The 16,907-nt window shown below is 64.9% G+C and carries 11 protein-coding genes and 3 pseudogenes; 3 read left to right on the plus strand and 11 right to left on the minus strand.

Annotation, left to right across the window (positions count from 1 at the left end):
* Positions 1–102: 102 nt before the first annotated feature.
* From NI18_RS03555 to NI18_RS03565, 3 genes are all read right to left on the minus strand, one after another.
* On the minus strand, positions 103–2,298 hold the full coding sequence (locus NI18_RS03555; protein WP_128082063.1) for a hypothetical protein: 2,196 nt from the start codon (positions 2,296–2,298) through the stop codon (positions 103–105).
* Between the two features lie 118 nt (positions 2,299–2,416).
* The gene (locus tag NI18_RS03560; protein WP_128082064.1) at positions 2,417–3,106 is read right to left on the minus strand and encodes a hypothetical protein; all 690 of its coding nucleotides are present in this window, start codon (positions 3,104–3,106) and stop codon (positions 2,417–2,419) included.
* Between the two features lie 122 nt (positions 3,107–3,228).
* Positions 3,229–3,747, minus strand: coding sequence for a hypothetical protein (locus tag NI18_RS03565; protein WP_037528171.1), 519 nt, complete (start codon positions 3,745–3,747; stop codon positions 3,229–3,231).
* Positions 3,748–4,058: 311 nt separating this feature from the next.
* Between NI18_RS03565 and NI18_RS03570 the strand changes: the two genes are divergently transcribed.
* On the plus strand, positions 4,059–5,186 hold the full coding sequence (locus NI18_RS03570) for a hypothetical protein (RefSeq protein WP_037528173.1): 1,128 nt from the start codon (positions 4,059–4,061) through the stop codon (positions 5,184–5,186).
* 91 nt (positions 5,187–5,277) lie between these two features.
* Here the strand turns inward: NI18_RS03570 and NI18_RS03575 are convergent, their stop codons facing one another.
* A complete protein-coding gene (locus tag NI18_RS03575; protein ID WP_037528175.1) occupies positions 5,278–6,198 on the minus strand; it encodes a hypothetical protein in 921 nt (306 codons plus the stop codon).
* A 1,158-nt stretch (positions 6,199–7,356) separates the two neighbouring features.
* Here NI18_RS03575 and NI18_RS03580 point away from each other — a divergent pair.
* Together NI18_RS03580 and NI18_RS03585 are read left to right on the plus strand one after the other, a co-directional pair.
* A complete protein-coding gene (locus NI18_RS03580) occupies positions 7,357–7,707 on the plus strand; it encodes a hypothetical protein (protein WP_037528177.1) in 351 nt (116 codons plus the stop codon).
* An 11-nt stretch (positions 7,708–7,718) separates the two neighbouring features.
* Positions 7,719–8,381: a hypothetical protein gene (locus tag NI18_RS03585; RefSeq protein ID WP_128082067.1), complete on the plus strand. Its 663-nt coding sequence runs from the start codon at positions 7,719–7,721 to the stop codon at positions 8,379–8,381.
* A 19-nt stretch (positions 8,382–8,400) separates the two neighbouring features.
* Here NI18_RS03585 and NI18_RS22970 read toward each other — a convergent pair whose 3' ends face one another.
* The 7 genes and pseudogenes from NI18_RS22970 to NI18_RS03620 all read right to left on the minus strand — a co-directional run bounded on the left by NI18_RS22970 (position 8,401) and on the right by NI18_RS03620 (position 16,894).
* Positions 8,401–8,676 carry a metalloregulator ArsR/SmtB family transcription factor gene (locus NI18_RS22970; RefSeq protein ID WP_084215014.1) on the minus strand — a complete coding sequence of 92 codons (276 nt, stop codon included), beginning with the start codon at positions 8,674–8,676 and terminating at the stop codon, positions 8,401–8,403.
* Positions 8,677–9,038: 362 nt separating this feature from the next.
* Entirely contained in the window at positions 9,039–10,202 is a 1,164-nt protein-coding gene (locus tag NI18_RS03595; RefSeq protein WP_037528182.1) for an acetyl-CoA C-acetyltransferase, read from the minus strand.
* Positions 10,203–10,249: 47 nt separating this feature from the next.
* Positions 10,250–11,008, minus strand: a pseudogene (locus NI18_RS03600) (SDR family NAD(P)-dependent oxidoreductase).
* The gene (locus NI18_RS03605; RefSeq protein WP_084215015.1) at positions 11,008–12,606 is read right to left on the minus strand and encodes a fatty acyl-CoA synthetase; all 1,599 of its coding nucleotides are present in this window, start codon (positions 12,604–12,606) and stop codon (positions 11,008–11,010) included. Before NI18_RS03605 ends, NI18_RS03600 begins: the two are co-directional and overlap by 1 nt.
* A gap of 3 nt (positions 12,607–12,609) precedes the next feature.
* Positions 12,610–14,302: pseudogene (locus tag NI18_RS03610) on the minus strand (acyl-CoA dehydrogenase).
* Positions 14,303–14,558: 256 nt separating this feature from the next.
* Positions 14,559–15,743, minus strand: coding sequence for an acetyl-CoA C-acyltransferase (locus tag NI18_RS03615; protein ID WP_037528184.1), 1,185 nt, complete (start codon positions 15,741–15,743; stop codon positions 14,559–14,561).
* Between the two features lie 25 nt (positions 15,744–15,768).
* Positions 15,769–16,894: pseudogene (locus tag NI18_RS03620) on the minus strand (acyl-CoA dehydrogenase family protein).
* Positions 16,895–16,907 lie beyond the last annotated feature (13 nt).

The following is a 16,907-nucleotide window of genomic DNA, read 5'->3' on the forward strand; positions in this document are numbered from 1 at the left end:
CCTGTGGCGCGGCGGGGTCCTGCCGGCCTGCGGCTTGGCGGCGGCGCCGGGGGCCGTGATCTTGCTTTTGCTAGGCATCGATAGTTTCCTTTTCGTTGGTGATCAGAAATAGCCGCCGGAACCGGAGTCGCTGTCCAGACGGCGGGCGGTCTGGGCAGTGTCCTGGCGTGCCTGCTCGGCCGCTTCGGACCTCGTCGCGCCGGAAGCGTCGTGACTGGCGCCGCCCTTCCCGGTCGTCTTCTTCCGGCTGGAACTGCGCGGAGCGACTCGTGTCGCATCGCGGCGGGTTCCGACACGCGTATCGTGGGCAACGATCGTCTCCATGCCGCTCGGCGACGGCATGACGCCGAGAAGCCCTACCGAATCGCCGAGGTATGCCCGGCCCTGTGAGGAATCCTCCAGGCGGGCTGCAGCTCGACGCTCCGCCACCACGGCCTCGGGCATGATCCGCGACATGGCCTGTGCGTACGCATCGCGGACCGCGACCATGTCGTGCTCGGTCTCGAACTTCCGCTTCTTCTGGCGCGCCCATTCCTTTAGGCGGACGTGTAGCCAGAGCGGCAGGTTCTCTGCGTAGCGTCGCATCGTACAGGGAATCGCCACGTATTCGCGCAATTGCTCGTCGAAGAGCCAGGCGCTGCTCAGGTCGTTCGGGTCGTACTTGATCTTGACGTCGTCGAACGATCGCTTCTTCGCGTCGGACGCGACGCCTCGTGCGAGACCCAAGTGGAATAGGATGTCCTCGTTAGACAGCGGATAGCGCTCGTCGGAGCCGTCGCTGCCGTACCTAAGACCTTCGACCCCTGCCCCGTCACCGCGGAAGGAGACGTAGACGACCGACCCGATCGCCCGTCGGAAGTGGTCGGCGTCCGTGACCCAGTCCAGGCCGTGAAGCGCCCGCTGTTCCAGCCAGACGTCCAGTGGCGTGCGCTGCACAAGCCCCTCGTGCCCTTTCGTATGATAGCGGGCGACGACCTCGGCGAAGATCTCGCGAAACTGCTCCATCGTGACGATGGCATGCTTCGAAGGATCATAGTCGAACTCGCGCATCAGCGGGATGTCCCAGGTGGCACCCTGCAGGCGATCGCGCAGGATCGTCTGCAGGGTGCCGAGGCAGCTCTCCACATGCCCCTTGTGAGTCGGCTGCTTCTTGCCTGCCCAGCGCACACCGAAGCCGATGTCTCCACCTGCATCCTGCGCCGCTCGACCGATCTGGTGCCGCGCGTTGTCGAGCATCATGTGGCCGACGACCTTGCCGCACAGCTCGGCCAGGCCCGCCTCTATGCTCGGCTCGCACTGGAAGCTCTCCGGCACCCGCTTTGGCAGCGCCGTATGCAGCATGGTTCGGAAGTAGCTGGCATAGCTCGGCGGCTCGTAGGTGATGTCCCAGCCCAGGATGACCCGGGTGTAGACGTCCAGCGCGATCGTCACCGTCGGCACGCCCACGGGAAGGCGGCGCACGGGATCAAAGACGAAGACCATGGGAAACGGGGTGTCGTCGAGCTGGACGTACTGGAGGAAGCGCACCGGTTCCTGCGCGACGCCGCCGCCGCCATAGCGCTGCTCCCGTGCACGCTGCCCATAGGCGACGGACATGGCCTTTCCACCGCGCGCTCGCTCGAGCTCCATCGTAAAGATGCGCCGAGTGCACATCTTTACCCTCTCGGGATCCACCGGCGGATCTATCGCGCGTTCGAAGTCCAGTATCTCGAGCTTCTCACCGCGGCGATAGCGGTCCACGTCCTCTTCCACCCTGCGAAAGAAGGCGTTCACAGACTGTCGCGGCTTGGCGTGGAAGCGCACGGCCCAGTAACGAATGATCGCCAGCACCATGCTGTCGATGCGCCGACGGCGCGTGCCGACGCTCTTGTAGGAGGCGAAGTCTCCCGGGCGTCGATCACCGTCCGAGCCCCGCGTCTGAACCCACTTGCGGAAGGTCGTATCACTGGGAAGACGGCCGAACCTGCGCTCCAGGTCAGCCACGTCGAAGTTGCGCGCGTACCATTCCGGAATGGCTACGCGGGTAAGCGAGCAGCGCTCGATCTCGGGATCGTCCCAGGCGCGAAGCGTCTCCTCGCGCAGGTAGTACCACGGATCGCGGGACTGGCCGGGCCTACTCTTGCACTTGACCTCTGCAAGCTCCTTACGCGTACCTTCCTCGCCGCGAGCGCGCCGGCGGACCGGATTGTCGAGGGGATCGGCGCGGAGGATCAGATACTGATCGGCCATGAGTTCCCGGACGCGATCCGGCAACGGCCACACTGGAAGACCGGTTTCCGGATCGGAGACCTCGAGCATCCAGCCGGCGCCGTCCGTGAACTGGCAACGCCCGTTGGCCGCCACGCCATGATAGACGCACGGATGGCCGTGATAGGAGAGGTGGGATCCTCTGCTGAAAGGAAGTCTGTCCATGAGATCAGAAGCCGAAGACGTCGGTACAGATCTTGGCGGGCACGAGTCGGACCGGCATGGGATCGAACAGATACCGGTCCAGGTCGAACTGCACGCGACCCCGGCAGATCATCGCATGGGCAAGCGACGTGCCCATGACGCGATCGGAATGGAGCGCCTCGCGAAGGTCACGGAAGGTGACGTCCGGCTTCTCGTCGCACATGCGATCGAAGACATCGAGCACATCCTCCGGCACATGCCGCGTCTGCCGCGCGTAGATCTCGCCGAAGTTGACCTGGCGCTCGCCGCTGCCTTCGACGTCGCGCAGGTAGAGCACGCGGTGCCGCCAGCCCATGCCGCGCATGACCGCGCCAACGGCGGTCTGCACGGCGCGCTCGTCGTCATCCAGGAAGGACAGGTTGGGCTTGCATTCGATCGCCTCGACCACGTCGACGCCATCGACGCGCACGTGCCGAAGGTGATCGCAGATCCACTCGCGTACGGAGACGCCGACGAGCAGACGCAGGCGGAACGCCTGCGTCCGATAGGTCCAGACGTCGGAGCGGAGCTCGCTCTCGATGATGAGGGCGTGCTCCGTCGCGCCGTCGTACGGATTCGAGCGTCCTGTCTTCTGCGAATGCTCCTCTCCCGTGTAGTGTCGATGGCCGTCGCCGACGATCGTGCGGATTGGACCGCCGTCCTCCGCGACGAACATCTTTGCTGCGAAGCGAGCGCCCTCCGCCTCGGCGCTTCCGGCGCGCACGAGGCGCAGCCGCTGCTCCGGATCGGGTCGAGGCACTCCGTGAAGATCGCGCGCCTTCGCGCTCGGAGCTACGCTCACTTGCCGGCCGCCCGGCCGCGCCTGGCCGGAACGGCCACCGTCTGCACCCTCGTCGATGCGCCGCCATTATCGGGCACGTAGCGGACCCTGTCCTCGTGAGCCCGCCTGCGGTGGCGACGACGCCCGTGACCGTGCGCACTCCGGACTGCGTCGATCTCGATCCCCACGGGTGCGCCCGGCCGGGCGAGTTCCCCCACGCCAACGCGGTCGTCCGGGATGTCACGCATGGTCCGCGGGGAGGCCGTCCCCCCCGGCAGGAGAGACACCCGGCCGCGTCGCACCATCTGGATAAAGGTCCTGGCCTGCATGGCCTGCCGCAGACTACGCAGGTACGAGTGCGTCATCTCGAAGCGGATCACCACCACGTCGCCGCCCATGCCGGCCCGACAGCGATGGATCTGCTCTATGCGTGCCTGATCACCGTCGAGTTCGAACGCGCACCCCTGAAGGCAGCTCCATGCGATCGCCGCGGCCTCGGAACCTGCCCGCGCCGCGGTACACTGGACGACACCCATCACTCGAACTCCCCGTCGCAGGGTCCCGGCCGGTAGAGGAGCCGGAACGTCGACGTCCGGCAGGAGCGCCGGCGCCGCCAGGCTTGCTGCGGCGTGCGTCGGGAAGACGGGCCGTGGGGCGAATCGGGCTTGTCCGTGTCCTTCATGGGAGCATGTCCTTCTGTCAGAGATTGATCGACAGATAGTTGGACATTCGTCGAATTTCAACTGCCCTTAGTTGGATATCGAGGGCTGGTTGGATATTCCCGTACTCGATCCACTTGGTGGCTGCGCTGCTCGACTACAAGTTGGTCATGCGCTAACCAGACTTCATGAGCGTCGATGGCCACGAACGGAACGCCGGGACGGACACTACGCCCGCGCGCGCCCGAAAGGGCAACACGGAGGCGCTGCTGGCGTCTATCTTCGGCTCGCCGCTTCCTAGCGAGGAGGCGGCGATGTGGGCGCTGATGTCTCCGGCCCAGCGCGATAGCGCCGTCCAGCGGCTCAGGACGCTGCTGAAGTTCGACCGGCCGGAGACGGCGCCACCGGTGGAGCGGGCCGCGGCGGACGCGGGGCTGAGTCTCAACCGCTGGTACGAGATGCACCGCCAGTGGCGCGAGCATCGCTCGCTGGCGGTGCTGGGAACATCCGCTGCGCTTCCGAGGTCACGAAAGCTGTGGTACCACGACGACCTGCAGCGTCTGGTCGTCGGGGTGGTCGATCGCGATCCCGCGGGCAGCGTCAGGAAGCTCGCTCTTGCGCTTGGGGAAGCTCTTGGTGAGGCGCTCGGCGTGCCGCCGGACAAGCGCCCGAGCTACAACACCCTGCGCAGATTCGCGGAGATCGAGACCAGGCGACGTGCGCGGGAGGGTGCGCCCGGGAACGAAATTCTATTCGACTGCCTGGCGTGCGAGCTTCCTCATTCGTCCGCCGTCTTCGTCGCTTTCCTCGTACTGGACAAGGGAAGCCACGCCGTACTGGGCGCGGCCCTGGGCGACGCGCGGCATAGTCGCGACGGTTACGCATCCGCAGCACGAGACGCCCTCTCGCGCCTCGCGCGGGCACCCCTTGCTAAAGTGCCGTGGACGGAGAAGACGGAGCGCAGCCAGCTCGTCTTCGGCCCCGACGACGTCTCCTGGAACGGTATCGCGACGACGCTGGCCCGTGCAGGCCTCGCGGGCCACCTTCAGCCCGCGGGATCGAAGCGGCGCTTCGGCATGTATGTCCGACGGATACTCGGCGAGCGCATGGGCCGAGTGAAGTTTGTACCGGGCCGGACACTGGACGACGAAGCCGGTGCGCCGACGACTCTAGACGCCGCCGCTCGTCTGGCCGTTGAGGTCGACGTCCATAACTCGGGTCTGCCGGTCGCGACCAAGGCTACCGAGCCGTATGCCCCGCCGCCGGAGCTCCTCGCCATTCTGCGGGCACTAGCCGGGAGCACCGCCCCGATCTGATCCCGGCTATCAGAGACAGCATCCCGCTTCCCCCCAATGCCGACACGTCGCGCTCAACTATTAGAAGCCGGGACGAATTCTGCTAGCCGGATCATTGCGATCCCGTATCGATCCAGATCGGAGGGGGAATCTGACGAGCGCCATTATGTCGGGTCAACGCGTCCGCAACGATCACGTGCGCATCCCCGGGCGACAGAGGGCGATCCTCTCTTGTAGTGAGTAGGCGCTCCGGCGCGATGGCCTTGCTGGCGACGTACACCAGTCGCAACCTTTCGATGCCGCGCCCGAGGACGCGCGAGAGCGCCGATCGCGCCGCCGTCGGCGTGATCGAACGCGATCGGTGGCCGTCGTCCGGCAGAAGCGGCGACAAGGTCTCGTCGATGCGCACGTCCTCTTCCGCGGCGACAAGTCGGAAAAGAAAGTCGGACCAGCCGTCATTCGGCTCCGACATGGAAGCGGCAAGAACCGCTCCATCCTCGCTACGAACCGCTAGCGTCAGCGAGGGCATAGCGATAACCGTCCCCGCCTGCACCGGCAGGCGAACGCGACATGTCCCTACCACGACGCCTTTTAGCGGGCCGGCCTGGGTGCTGCGCCGGCTCATGACCATGTTCCAGACGGTGCTCCGCGACGGCGGCGTCAGTCCCTGTGCCAAGCACTTCTCGGCTACCCTCCGGTTGATGTCGACGAACGGCGCAGATCCTCCCAGCTCGTCGATGATCGCGGCCGCGACGGTCTTGGATTCATGTGGCACCGCCAGCCGGGTGCGTCGGCGAGGGGCACCGCGCTTCGCGCCGGATCCCGCCAGCCGCGCCGCTCTGCCCTCGTGCTCGCGCCATGCCCGCACCAGAGCCATGAACTGGTTCGGACTGAGACCGAGCAGCCTGGCGTGCTCTTTCCGATGAACCTCGTCGGCGTCCTCGACTGCGAGATACTTCCTGATCACGTCGGCTCTCCGACGAACTTCCGCCCATCGAAGTGGGTCGACGCCGTCCATGTCGATCTTCTCCATTCTCCACTCCTGCTAGATGTTGTTCGGATGGCGGATCGATCGAAGCGGTCCGAGATTCACGTTCGAATTCGCCCCTCAGACGCCCCGATCGGCCGATCGAGTGGCATGGGGGACCCCGGGGGGTGGCCCTTTCGTCGAACGGCTTGGGATATCGCATGAGGGGCGGACTGCCGCGTGGCGTGCGCCGCGCGATTTGCGATGACGTCGTGATGGGTGATGCCGCCGATCCGAGGGAGCGACTTCGCGCCGCCGTGCGCTTGGCCGACCTTATCGGCGAGACCTGCGTGCTAGCTGACGATCACGGCCTGCTACGTGCAGCGTGCCCTGCCCATCCCGATTGGTCGAACAGTCTGCACGTTGCCCGGGATGGCAGTTTCTATCACTGCTTCTCGTGCGGTCGACATGGCGATGCAGTGCGCTGGACGATGGATCGGGAGGGGGTCGACGGGTCACGAGCGTTTTCACTGCTCGCGACGTGGATGGCGAATGACGAAGTGCTATCGTCTCGGGCGGATTTTTACCGGCAGGCAACACTTCCGGCTGAATGTGGTCGGTCCGATCCAGCGCCCCTGGTACGTCGCTCGTTTTGAGTGAGACGTCTATGCGAAGGCATCGTCGCGGCGATCCACGCCAGGAATGCAGCCCAAGGCTATGGAGAGGGTGGCACGGGACGTTGAAGCGTGCGGATGCAGCCGGACACCTCCGTTCCAAGATCATTGCTCCAAGCGATCGTTTTGAGTCGCGCGGGTTCCACATGCCACCACAAATCCGTCGTTGACGCGCGATCGCTCCTAAAAGCCCATCGCCTTCGGGAACCTGACAACCTATAGTGGGCGATGCACGGGAAGCGGTTCCCGGGCCGGGGCGTGGAAACCCTGAACGAGAGTCGGTCGAAAGACCAATGACGGTCGAAGAGCTTCTTCGGCCGGGTGGCGGACACGTATGTCCAGACCACCCGGTTAAAGGTGCCCGCGCCAGCTCGTTCTGGTTTCCAACACCCGGCTCAGGGGGCCGGCGTCCCGTTCGACGGGGCGCCGCCGACTGGCTGCGCCCTTCCATGACGGAGGGAACGATGGCCAACGATGAAGCCGGATACATGACGAGGGTCGCTGCAATAGCGGCCTCCGGAGAACTTCCCTCGATGCGAGGGGACTAGCCGTGCCGATCCGTACTGTACCGTTCGTCCCGATATTCGTCCTGGGCGGCTTTTTCCTGATCGTTCCGGGCATGGTCGTGACGCTCTTCACGAATAGCGACCCGCTTGGCTTCGCGGTCGTGATGGCCACCGCCGTCACCGCGCTCGTCAGGCCGACCGCGTCCTGGATTCTGTTCGCAGTGCTGTGCTCCATGCGGACCGTGCCGTTCATCGCAGCCGCTCTTACGGCGGTGGCGATGCGGATCGGTCTTGCGAAGCACGCTCTGCCCTATCTTGTCACATATCTGGTCGTCGGCGCGATCGCGCATATCCGCATCCGCGCCCTGCACCGGTCGGGCGAAATCGACATCTGAAAGGAAGCATGATGACACATACGATGGCACTCGTCCTTGCTGCCGCGCTAGCCGCTGCAACCGGTCAGGTCGGCGTGAACACCGTGGCCCCGCAGACGGTCAAAGGCGTTCCGGCAACCTTCGACCTAGGTGGCTTTCGGCTCGGAATGACAGAGGAGGAAGCACAGCGCGTTTTGAAGGCGCGCGGCATGACCGTCCGTCGTAGCAGTAGGACCGACACGTTCGACGACCGCGTCCGCAAGCTCGTCAACATGCGAGGGGGCCGGCGCCCACTCAGGGGCGACAGCGTCCTGGACAGCGCGGACATCGACGACGGCAGAGGCGGCAGGATTATGATCCGGATGCTCGGCTGGCCGGAAGGCGCCCGGATCCGCGGCGTCACCTACCTCCCGCCCGCCGGAACCGACCCTGCTAAGTGGCGCTCGCTGCTTGCCGACAAGTACGGTATGCATTCGAAAGACAGCGGAGCGGTCGACGGCGACGGTCTGCATGCCCGCTGGTGCGGCCAGGCAGCGTGTCTCGGTGAAGGTAGCGTCTTCAGACTGGGCGCCGACGTCGGGCCGCTCGGCGGCCAGATCACGTTGGCCCAGCCCGACGGTACTTCGCAGAGGGTGACGACGCTCGTCGAGCAGGAAGCACTACGTCAAGGAAAGCGTTCTGCGCCCTCGCTCTAGCGGAGCAAAGTAGCAAGGACTAGCGTGGCATCAGACGGCCGAGCTCTGCCACCAGAGCGGAAAGGGGCTCGATTACCGCCTCGTAGACGATGTTCCGCCCCTCTCTCGTCGACTTCACGAGACCGGCATGTGAAAGAATGGTGAGGTGGCTGGACATGGTGTTTGCTGGAACGCCCAGCACGACCGCAAGATCGCCGGCAGTGCACCGCCCGTGACCGACCAGGTGGGATACGCAGCGGTATCGAGTCGATTGCGACAGAGCGCTCAGAACCGTCATCGCGTCGCCAATTTCCATGATCCTAGAATAGTCGTACTTTTATGACATTCAAGCGCCCCGAAGATGTTGAAGCCGATTTAACCACAAAGAGCGACCTGGCGATCGGCTTCCGAGACGCGGGCTTGGCCGCCTGCTACTATCGGTCTCGCCGGACACCCCCCAGAAGCGTGTCGCGACATCGATGCGGTGCCCCGGGTTTCAGCAACGCTACCCGACGGCCGGCGAGCGGCCAATTATCGAAAACACGATCTGAACTTCATGGCTGCTTGGTACGGCCTGGAACAATTCGACGGCGATACCATGGCATTCCTCCGCAAGCGACTGCGACCGCGAGAGCCAGTCGGGGGCGGTGCACGCGCTCCCCTTCGGACGGCACGCCGTCAGTATAGCGCCTCGACGATCGTCACGTTCGAGACTCCACCACCCTCGCACATCGTCTGCAGGCCATATCGCAGACCTCGTGCGCGGAGCGCATGGATCAGCGTAGCGAGCAGCTTCGTACCGCTGGCGCCGAGAGGATGACCAAGAGCGATTGCTCCACCGTTCACGTTCATCTTCGAGGCATCTACGGAAAGGGCCTTCGCCCAGGCCATCGGGATCGAGGCGAAGGCCTCATTGACCTCGAAGAGGTCTATGTCGTCCAAGGTCATCCCCGCTCTGGCTAGCGCCTTTCGCGTCCCCGGTATCGGCTCCTCGAGCATGATGACCGGATCGCCCGCCGTCACGCCCAGGGCGTGTACCCGAGCGATGGGCGTCAGCCCGTATGTGCGGAGCGCTCTTTCACTGACGATCAGCGCCGCGGATGCCCCGTCCGTCATCTGGCTCGCATTCGCCGCGGTGATGGTGCCGCCCTCCACCAGCGGCTTGACCGCAGCGATGGCTTCCGGCGACGCATCGTACCGGATGCCTTCGTCACGGCTCACCAAACCGGCACTCGTCGTGACGGGGATGATCTCAGAAACAAAGGCACCCGCGTCCGTCGCGATGGCGGCGCGCCGATGGCTTTCCAAGGCATAGGAGTCCATCGCCTCGCGGGACAGGCCGTACTTTTCGGCTATCGCCTGGGCGCCGGAGAACTGGCTGAAGCCTTCGACGCCGAAGCGATCCCTGATGGATCGGCTCCATGGTCCCTCGCCGATCCCGGCCTGCTCGTGAAGGGTATAGTTCGAACCCATTGGGACGCGGGTCATGCTCTCCGCCCCTGCGGCCACGACGACGTCCTGCGTACCTGACATCACCGCCTGGGCCGCGAAGTGGAGAGCTTGCTGCGAGGATCCGCACTGTCGGTCGATCGTCACCGCCGGGACGGTCTGCGGTAATCGCGACGCCAGAACCATGTTGCGGCCGAACGCGAACGCCTGTTCGCCGGCCTGACTGACGCAGCCGACGATCACGTCCTCGATCGCGCCGGGATCGATTCCCGTACGATCGAGCAGCCCGTCGAGCACGGTGGCGCCGAGATCAGCTGGATGGATGCCGGAAAGACCGCCCTTTCGCCGTCCTCCTGGCGTGCGGATCGCATCGACGATGTAGGCCTCGGCCATAGGTATCTGTCCTCTGTTCGCAAAAAGAATCGATGGTCGCGCGGGGGTCAGCGTGGAGCCATCCTGATCGCGCCGTCCAGACGGATCGTCTCGCCGTTGAGCATGGGATTGGCGATGATGGCGGCTACTAGATCCGCGTATTCCTCCGGGCGCCGAGACGGCTTGGATGCGGCACCTGTGTCCCAAGGCTGTCCTGCGCGGCCTGCGGCAGGCCGGCGAGCATCGGCGTCCAGAAGATGCCGGGCGCGATGGTGACGACGCGGATCAGATGCTGAGCGAGATCTCGCGCGACCGGAAGCGTAAGGGCCACGACCCCGCCCTTGGAGGCCGCGTATGCCGCCTGGCCGACCTGACGTCGTAGGCTGCGACTGAAGCGGTGTTGACGATGACGCCTCGCTCCTCGCCAAGCGGCTCGGCCTGCGCGAGCGCGGCGGCGAATTGCGAGAGGACGTTGAAGGTGCCTATCAGATTGATCTCGACCGCCTTGCGGAACGGGTCGAGGGGATGCGTCGCGTATTCCCGCCCGACGGTCTTCATCGCGGGCGCTATACCTGCACAGTTCACGAGAAGGCGTGCCACACCGTGGTGCCGTTCAGCCGTTCCCAGTGCGTCCCGGACACTGCTCTCGCTGGTGACGTCGGTGCGCACGAACAAGCCGCCAATGGCCTCCGCCTTCTGTTTTCCCGCCTCCTCCTGCAAGTCGAGCACGGTGACCTTGACCCCACGCGAGCCCAGCATCTCGCGGTCGCTCCACCAAGGCCCGACGCTCCGCCGGTAACGATCGCGGCCAGTCCCTCGAGGTTCATCAGTCTTGTCCTTCTATGCTGCTGCCTTGGTCGTCCGGTATGATCAGAGCACGAAGGTCGCGCTTCATTATCTTGCCGCTCGCGTTCTTCGGAATTTCCGAACGGAAGACGACGCCTTTCGGCACCTTGAAGCCCGCAAGCGATCGCGCGCAGTGATCGATGATGTCGCTTGCATGGCATTCCACGTCATCCCGCAGGACGATGACTGCCGTGATCGCCTCTATCCAGGTCGGGTGGGGCAGCCCGACGACTGCAGCCTCCGAAACAGCAGGATGGGCGTAGAGAACCTCCTCCACTTCGCGCGAGGACACGTTTTCGCGCCCCGTCTTGATCATGTCCTTCTTGCGATCGACGATGGTGATGTATCCCTCGGCGTCGATGGTCGCCAGATCGCCGCTGTGGAACCAGCCGCCCGCGAAGGCCTCGAGAGTCTTCTCCGGGTCCTGCCAGTACTCGGTCATGAGCTGCGGCGAACGGTGCACGACCTCGCCGATCCGACCGACGGGAATGTCCTGCATCTCGTCGTCGACGACGCGGGTCGTGACGTGGAGGACGGCTCGCCCGACGGATCCGGGATGGGCGAGCTGCTCGTCCGGAAACAGCATCGTCGCCAGTGGAGCAATCTCTGTCTGTCCGTACAGGTTCCACAGACGCAGGCCCGGCAGCCGGACGATCAGTTCACGTACCACCTCGAGTGGCATGATCGACGCGCCGTAGTAGGCCCGCCTGAGCGACGAGAGATCGTTTTCGGCAAATAGAGGCGACCGCAGCAGCGAGATCCAAACCGTCGGCGGTGCAAAGAAAGAAGTGACCTGATGCTGCGTAATGGCCGGAAGGATGTTGCCGGGGCTTGGTACGGACATGATCACGTTCGTCGCGCCCACGCTCAGACCTGGTCCCAGCATCGCGTCGAGCTGCGCGCAGTGAAACAGCGGAAGGGCGTGGAGCGCGACGGTCTCCCGAGACCATTCGCAGTCACCGATGCAGCTCTGGTACTGCCATAGCACCGCAGCATGGCTTAGCACCGCCCCCTTGGGGCGGGATTCGGTACCGCTCGTATAGACGATCTGAAGCGGATCGTCCGGCAGGACGTCGGTCTCCGGCGGAGGCGTCATCCGATAGAGCTGCTCGGCGGGTGCGATCCCCGCTCCGCTGGGCGCCAGCTCGGTTTCTCCCGGAATGGCGAAGATGGCCTCGATGCCCCCCCGCACGGCACCGGCGGCGGCCCCTGCCGTCGTAGCGTCAACGAACAGGATGCGGGCACCGCAGTGATCGAGGACGTAGCGGATGGCAACTTCGTCGAGCATGAAGTTGATCGGCACGAGAATGGCGCCGATACGCGCGGTAGCGAAGCGCACCTCGACGAAGGCGTCGCTGTTGCGAGCCAGCAGAGCTATCCGATCCCCCTTGCGGATGCCGAATTCCGACAGCCCCGAGGCCAACCAGTCGACGCGGTCGTCCAGTTCGTCATAGGTGAGCCGCCGGGCGCCGCAGATGATCGCAGTGCGGGCGCCGTGCCGCCGCCTGGAGCGTCGCAGCATGTCACCGAGCGACTGCTGCCGAGCGGAAGCGACCGCCTTTAAAGTGGTCCGCATCATCGCTCAGGCCGCCAGCTCGGCGCTGTCCAGCGCATACAGGACATCTGAACTGGCCGTCGCCGCTGCTCGCAGGCCAAGCGCCTCGGGAACGATCTGCTCCACGTAGAAGCGCGCCGCGACCTTCTTGGACCGGCCGAACGCGTCGTCCCCCGCCAGTTGCGCCTGCCTCTCCATGAGCCAACCGCATACTGCGACCGAAAGCATGGTCAGGAACGGCGAACTGGCCGCGAGCCGATCGTCGTGATGAGCGGACGTCAGCTCCGACCCGATGGTGCGACAGACGCCAACGAGCTCCTGAAGCTGTTCCCCAACGGCGCCGCGAGCCATGTCGTCGACGAGACGCTGGAAGACCTGCCCCTGCTCGAGGGACAGCTTGCGGCCTACGAGATCCGCTGCCTGAATACCGTTCGTCCCCTCGTAGATCGGCATGATCCGCGCATCGCGGAAGAACTGCGCAGCGCCTGTCTCCTCGACGTAGCCTACGCCGCCATGGACCTGGATTCCCAGTGAGGCGACCTCCATGCCGAGGTCCGTTGCATGCGCCTTGGCGAGCGGGGTCAGCAGCTCAAGGCGCGCTGCCGCATCCGGTGCCCCGTGCGCGGCCGCGTCGACCATTCCGGCCGCGTAGTAGACGAGTGCGCGCGCAGCCTGAGTCTGAGCCTTCATCCGCAGCAGCATACGACGCACGTCGGGGTGTTCGACGATCGCCACGGCGTCGCGGCTGGCCGCGCCCGTGCGAGCTGACTGGATCCGCTGCAGGGCGAAGGCGACCGCCTTCTGCGTGGCGGCTTCCGCTATCTCGATGCCCTGAAGACCGACGTTCAGCCGTGCGCTGTTCATCATCGTGAACATCGCCGACATTCCGCCCCCGATCCTGCCGACCAGCTCGCCGATGCAGTCCCCTTCGTCACCGAACGACATGACGCAGGTAGGTGACGCGTGAAGTCCCATCTTGTGCTCGATCGACACTACCCGCACGTCGTTTTCGCTCGGCTGGCTGACCGTCTTCATCAAGCCGGAACTTGGGTACGACGAAGAGGGATATGCCGCGCGTTCCGGGAGGGGCATCAGGCGTCCGCGCAAGAACGAGGTGGATGATGTTCTCGGCCAGATCGTGATCGCCGTATGAGATGAAGATCTTCTGGCCCGCGATGTTCCATTTGCCGTCGGAGCGCGGCGTCGCCCGCGTGCGCAGCGCTCCGACGTCTGAACCGGCCTGCGGCTCGGTGAGGTTCATCGTGCTGGTCCACTCGCCCGAGGCGAGGCGCGGGAGATAGCGCTGCTGCTGCTCGGTGCTGCCGTGATGAACCAACGCATCCATGGCGCCCAGCGACAGTGTCGGCAGAAGCGCGAGCGCGGAGTTCGCCGTGCCGAGCGTCTCTAGCACTGCCGTCTGCAGCACGAACGGCCATGCCCTGTCCCCCGAGGCCTCGGACACCCCGAGACTGCCCCAGCCAGCTTCGACATAGGCTTCATAGGCATCCTTGAATCCATCGGGCATCTCGACTCCCACTGAGGTCCAACGGGCACCGACCTCGTCTCCGACACGATTTATCCGCTCCCACTTGGCAGCCAGCTTCCCGACACCATCGAGCACTGGACGGATGACATCCTCGTCCAGGCCGTATGTTTCGCAGCCGGCGACGTGGCGCAGCACGAACTGCTGTTCTTGCATCAGGTAGTCATAATTCAGCATGTCTATGCTCCAGATATCTCATTTGAACGACACTCAGGCCATCCAGGTCATGCCAGCGACTTATGAATCCCTGGCCAGGCAGACACTTCCTCGAGCCAGCCGTTGCCACCTTCCCCGTCGATCCTGACGACCTATGCGCCCTAATCTGCAGGCAGCATCGCAGTGGGGGGCCGGCGCGATGCTCGCGAACTCTACGACGCGAAGTCCGACGAGCGGACCAGCTCGATCGATGAAGCGTCCGCGCGGCATGGCTACCTCAGATGACTTCGATGGCGACGGCAGTGGCTTCGCCACCCCCGATGCAGAGAGCGGCGACGCCGCGCTTGCCGGCGCTCCCCTTGAGTGCGGAGATGAGCGTCGCGATGATCCGCGCGCCGGACGCGCCGATCGGATGGCCGAGTGCGGTCGCACCACCGTGTACATTGATACGGTCCCGTGAGATGCCGAGCTCCTGCTGCGCGATCATTGCGACAGTTGCGAAGGCTTCATTGATCTCGAACAGGTCGACGTCGGCGACCTCCCACCCCGCCTTGGCGAGCACCTTGCGTATGGCAGGCACGGGGGCGGTGGTGAACAGGGCGGGAGCATGAGCGTGCGCCGCTGTGGCGACCAGGACCGCTTGCTGTTCCAGACCGGCCTCCTCCGCTACGGAACGTCGCGTCATCACCATCGCAGCTGCCCCATCGGAGATCGACGCGGACGTGGCTGCAGTGATCGTACCGTCCTTGGCGAACGCGGGCTTCAGACCCGGGATCTTGTCCGGCTTGGCATTGCCCGGCTGCTCATCCGTCCCGACCATCGTTTCACCACGTCGAGTGCGTACGGCGACCGGCACGATCTCGTTCAGGAAGGCCCCATCACGGACGGCGGCCTGTGCGCGACGAAGGCTTTCGATCGCGAACGCTTCCTGATCCGCACGCGAGAACTGATAGTCGCGCGCACTGTCCTCGGCAAACGCGCCCATTGGCTTGCCCTCGTCATAAGCGTCTTCGAGACCGTCACGCATCATAGAGTCGACGACCACATCATGGCCGATGCGCGATCCTGCGCGGTGCTTGCCGAGCAGAAAGGGGGCATTGGTCATGCTCTCCGTGCCGCCCGCGATCACGACGTCGACTGCACCGGCCATCAAGGCTTCCGCTGCCATGATGGTAGCCTGCATCCCCGAGCCGCACATCTTGTTGATGGTGGTTGCCTCGACCGATTCCGGAAGTCCGGCGCCAAGCGCCGCCTGGCGCGCCGGTGCCTGGCCGAGACCCGCCGGCAGCACGCATCCCATGTAGATGCGATCGATCCGGTCGGGCGATACCTTGGCGCGTTCGACGGCGCCTCGAACGGCTGCAGCGCCAAGCTCAACGGCACTCATGCTTGAGAACGCCCCCTGGAACGCTCCCATCGGTGTGCGGGCATAGCTGGAGATGATGATCGGATCCGTGGTCATGTATCTACCTCGTGAAGCTGGAGATTCAGAGCGCGCGGGAGATGACCATGCGCTGGATGTCGGACGTGCCTTCGTAGATCTGACAGACCCGTACATCCCGGTAGATCCGCTCCACGCCGTAGTCCTGGAGGTAGCCGTAGCCGCCGTGGATCTGGATTGCGTCCGAGCAGACCCGCTCCGCCATTTCCGAGGCGAACAGCTTCGCCATGGCGGCCTCCTTCAGGCAGGGCAGACCGGCATCCCGAAGGCGCGCGGCTGCAAGAACGAGATGCCGACCGGCTTCGATCTGGGTGGCCATGTCAGCGAGACGAAAGGCTACGGCCTGATGGTTCTTGAGCAGCGTCCCGAAGGTCTCGCGTTCGTTGGTATATCGCACCGCCGCTTCGAACGCAGCGCGTGCCATTCCCACGGCCTGCGAGGCGATGCCGATCCGGCCGCCTTCGAGGTTGGACAGTGCGATGCGCAAGCCCTCGCCTTCCTGACCCAGCATCATCTCGGCGTCCAGCCGTAGATCCTGGAACACGATCTGCGCAGTATCCGAGCAGCGCTGCCCGAGCTTGTGCTCGACGCCGGCCACGACATAGCCAGGGGTGTCCGTCGGAACGATGAACGCCGAAATACCCTTCTTGCCGGCCGCAGGGTCGGTAACGGCGAAGGCGATCGCAACCCCTGCGGTGCTGCCTGACGTGATGAACTGCTTGGTACCGTTCAGAACCCACTGGTCGCCATCGAGTACGGCCCGCGTTCGCAGGGCGGAAGCATCGGAGCCTGCTCCAGGCTCGGTCAGGCAGAACGCTCCGATCGCCTCGCCCCGTGCCATCGGTCGGAGGAACCGCTGCTTCTGTGCCTCGGTCCCAAACTTCAAAATCGGCATGCAGCCGACGGAATTGTGGACGCTCATGATCGTCGAGACAGCACCGTCTCCGGCCGCGATCTCCTCGATCGCAAGCGCGTAGGCGACGTGATCCACCCCCGGCGCCGTCGTATTCAGTGGGTATCAGCATGCCTAAGAAGCCCAGGGCTCCCATCTCCGCGATCGCGTCCTGGGGAAACGTGCCGGTGAGGTCCCAGGACGCGGCATTCGGTTGCAGCCGCTCCTGCGCGAAGTCGCGCGCTGCGTCCCGTATGGCAGTCTGATCGTCGGTAAACATCGAGAAGTTCCTG

Source organism: Sphingomonas sp. Ant20, assembly GCF_000783375.1.
Classification (GTDB): domain Bacteria; phylum Pseudomonadota; class Alphaproteobacteria; order Sphingomonadales; family Sphingomonadaceae; genus Sphingomonas; species Sphingomonas aerolata.

Coding starts and splice junctions, on each gene's coding strand:
- NI18_RS03555 (WP_128082063.1), bottom strand. CDS start 2,298: ATGCTCGAGGTCTCCGATCCGGAAACCGGTCTTCCAGTGTGGCCGTTG.
- NI18_RS03560 (WP_128082064.1), bottom strand. CDS start 3,106: ATGTTCGTCGCGGAGGACGGCGGTCCAATCCGCACGATCGTCGGCGAC.
- NI18_RS03565 (WP_037528171.1), bottom strand. CDS start 3,747: ATGGGTGTCGTCCAGTGTACCGCGGCGCGGGCAGGTTCCGAGGCCGCG.
- NI18_RS03570 (WP_037528173.1), top strand. CDS start 4,059: ATGAGCGTCGATGGCCACGAACGGAACGCCGGGACGGACACTACGCCC.
- NI18_RS03575 (WP_037528175.1), bottom strand. CDS start 6,198: ATGGAGAAGATCGACATGGACGGCGTCGACCCACTTCGATGGGCGGAA.
- NI18_RS03585 (WP_128082067.1), top strand. CDS start 7,719: ATGACACATACGATGGCACTCGTCCTTGCTGCCGCGCTAGCCGCTGCA.
- NI18_RS22970 (WP_084215014.1), bottom strand. CDS start 8,676: ATGGAAATTGGCGACGCGATGACGGTTCTGAGCGCTCTGTCGCAATCG.
- NI18_RS03595 (WP_037528182.1), bottom strand. CDS start 10,202: ATGGCCGAGGCCTACATCGTCGATGCGATCCGCACGCCAGGAGGACGG.
- NI18_RS03605 (WP_084215015.1), bottom strand. CDS start 12,606: ATGATGCGGACCACTTTAAAGGCGGTCGCTTCCGCTCGGCAGCAGTCG.
- NI18_RS03615 (WP_037528184.1), bottom strand. CDS start 15,743: ATGACCACGGATCCGATCATCATCTCCAGCTATGCCCGCACACCGATG.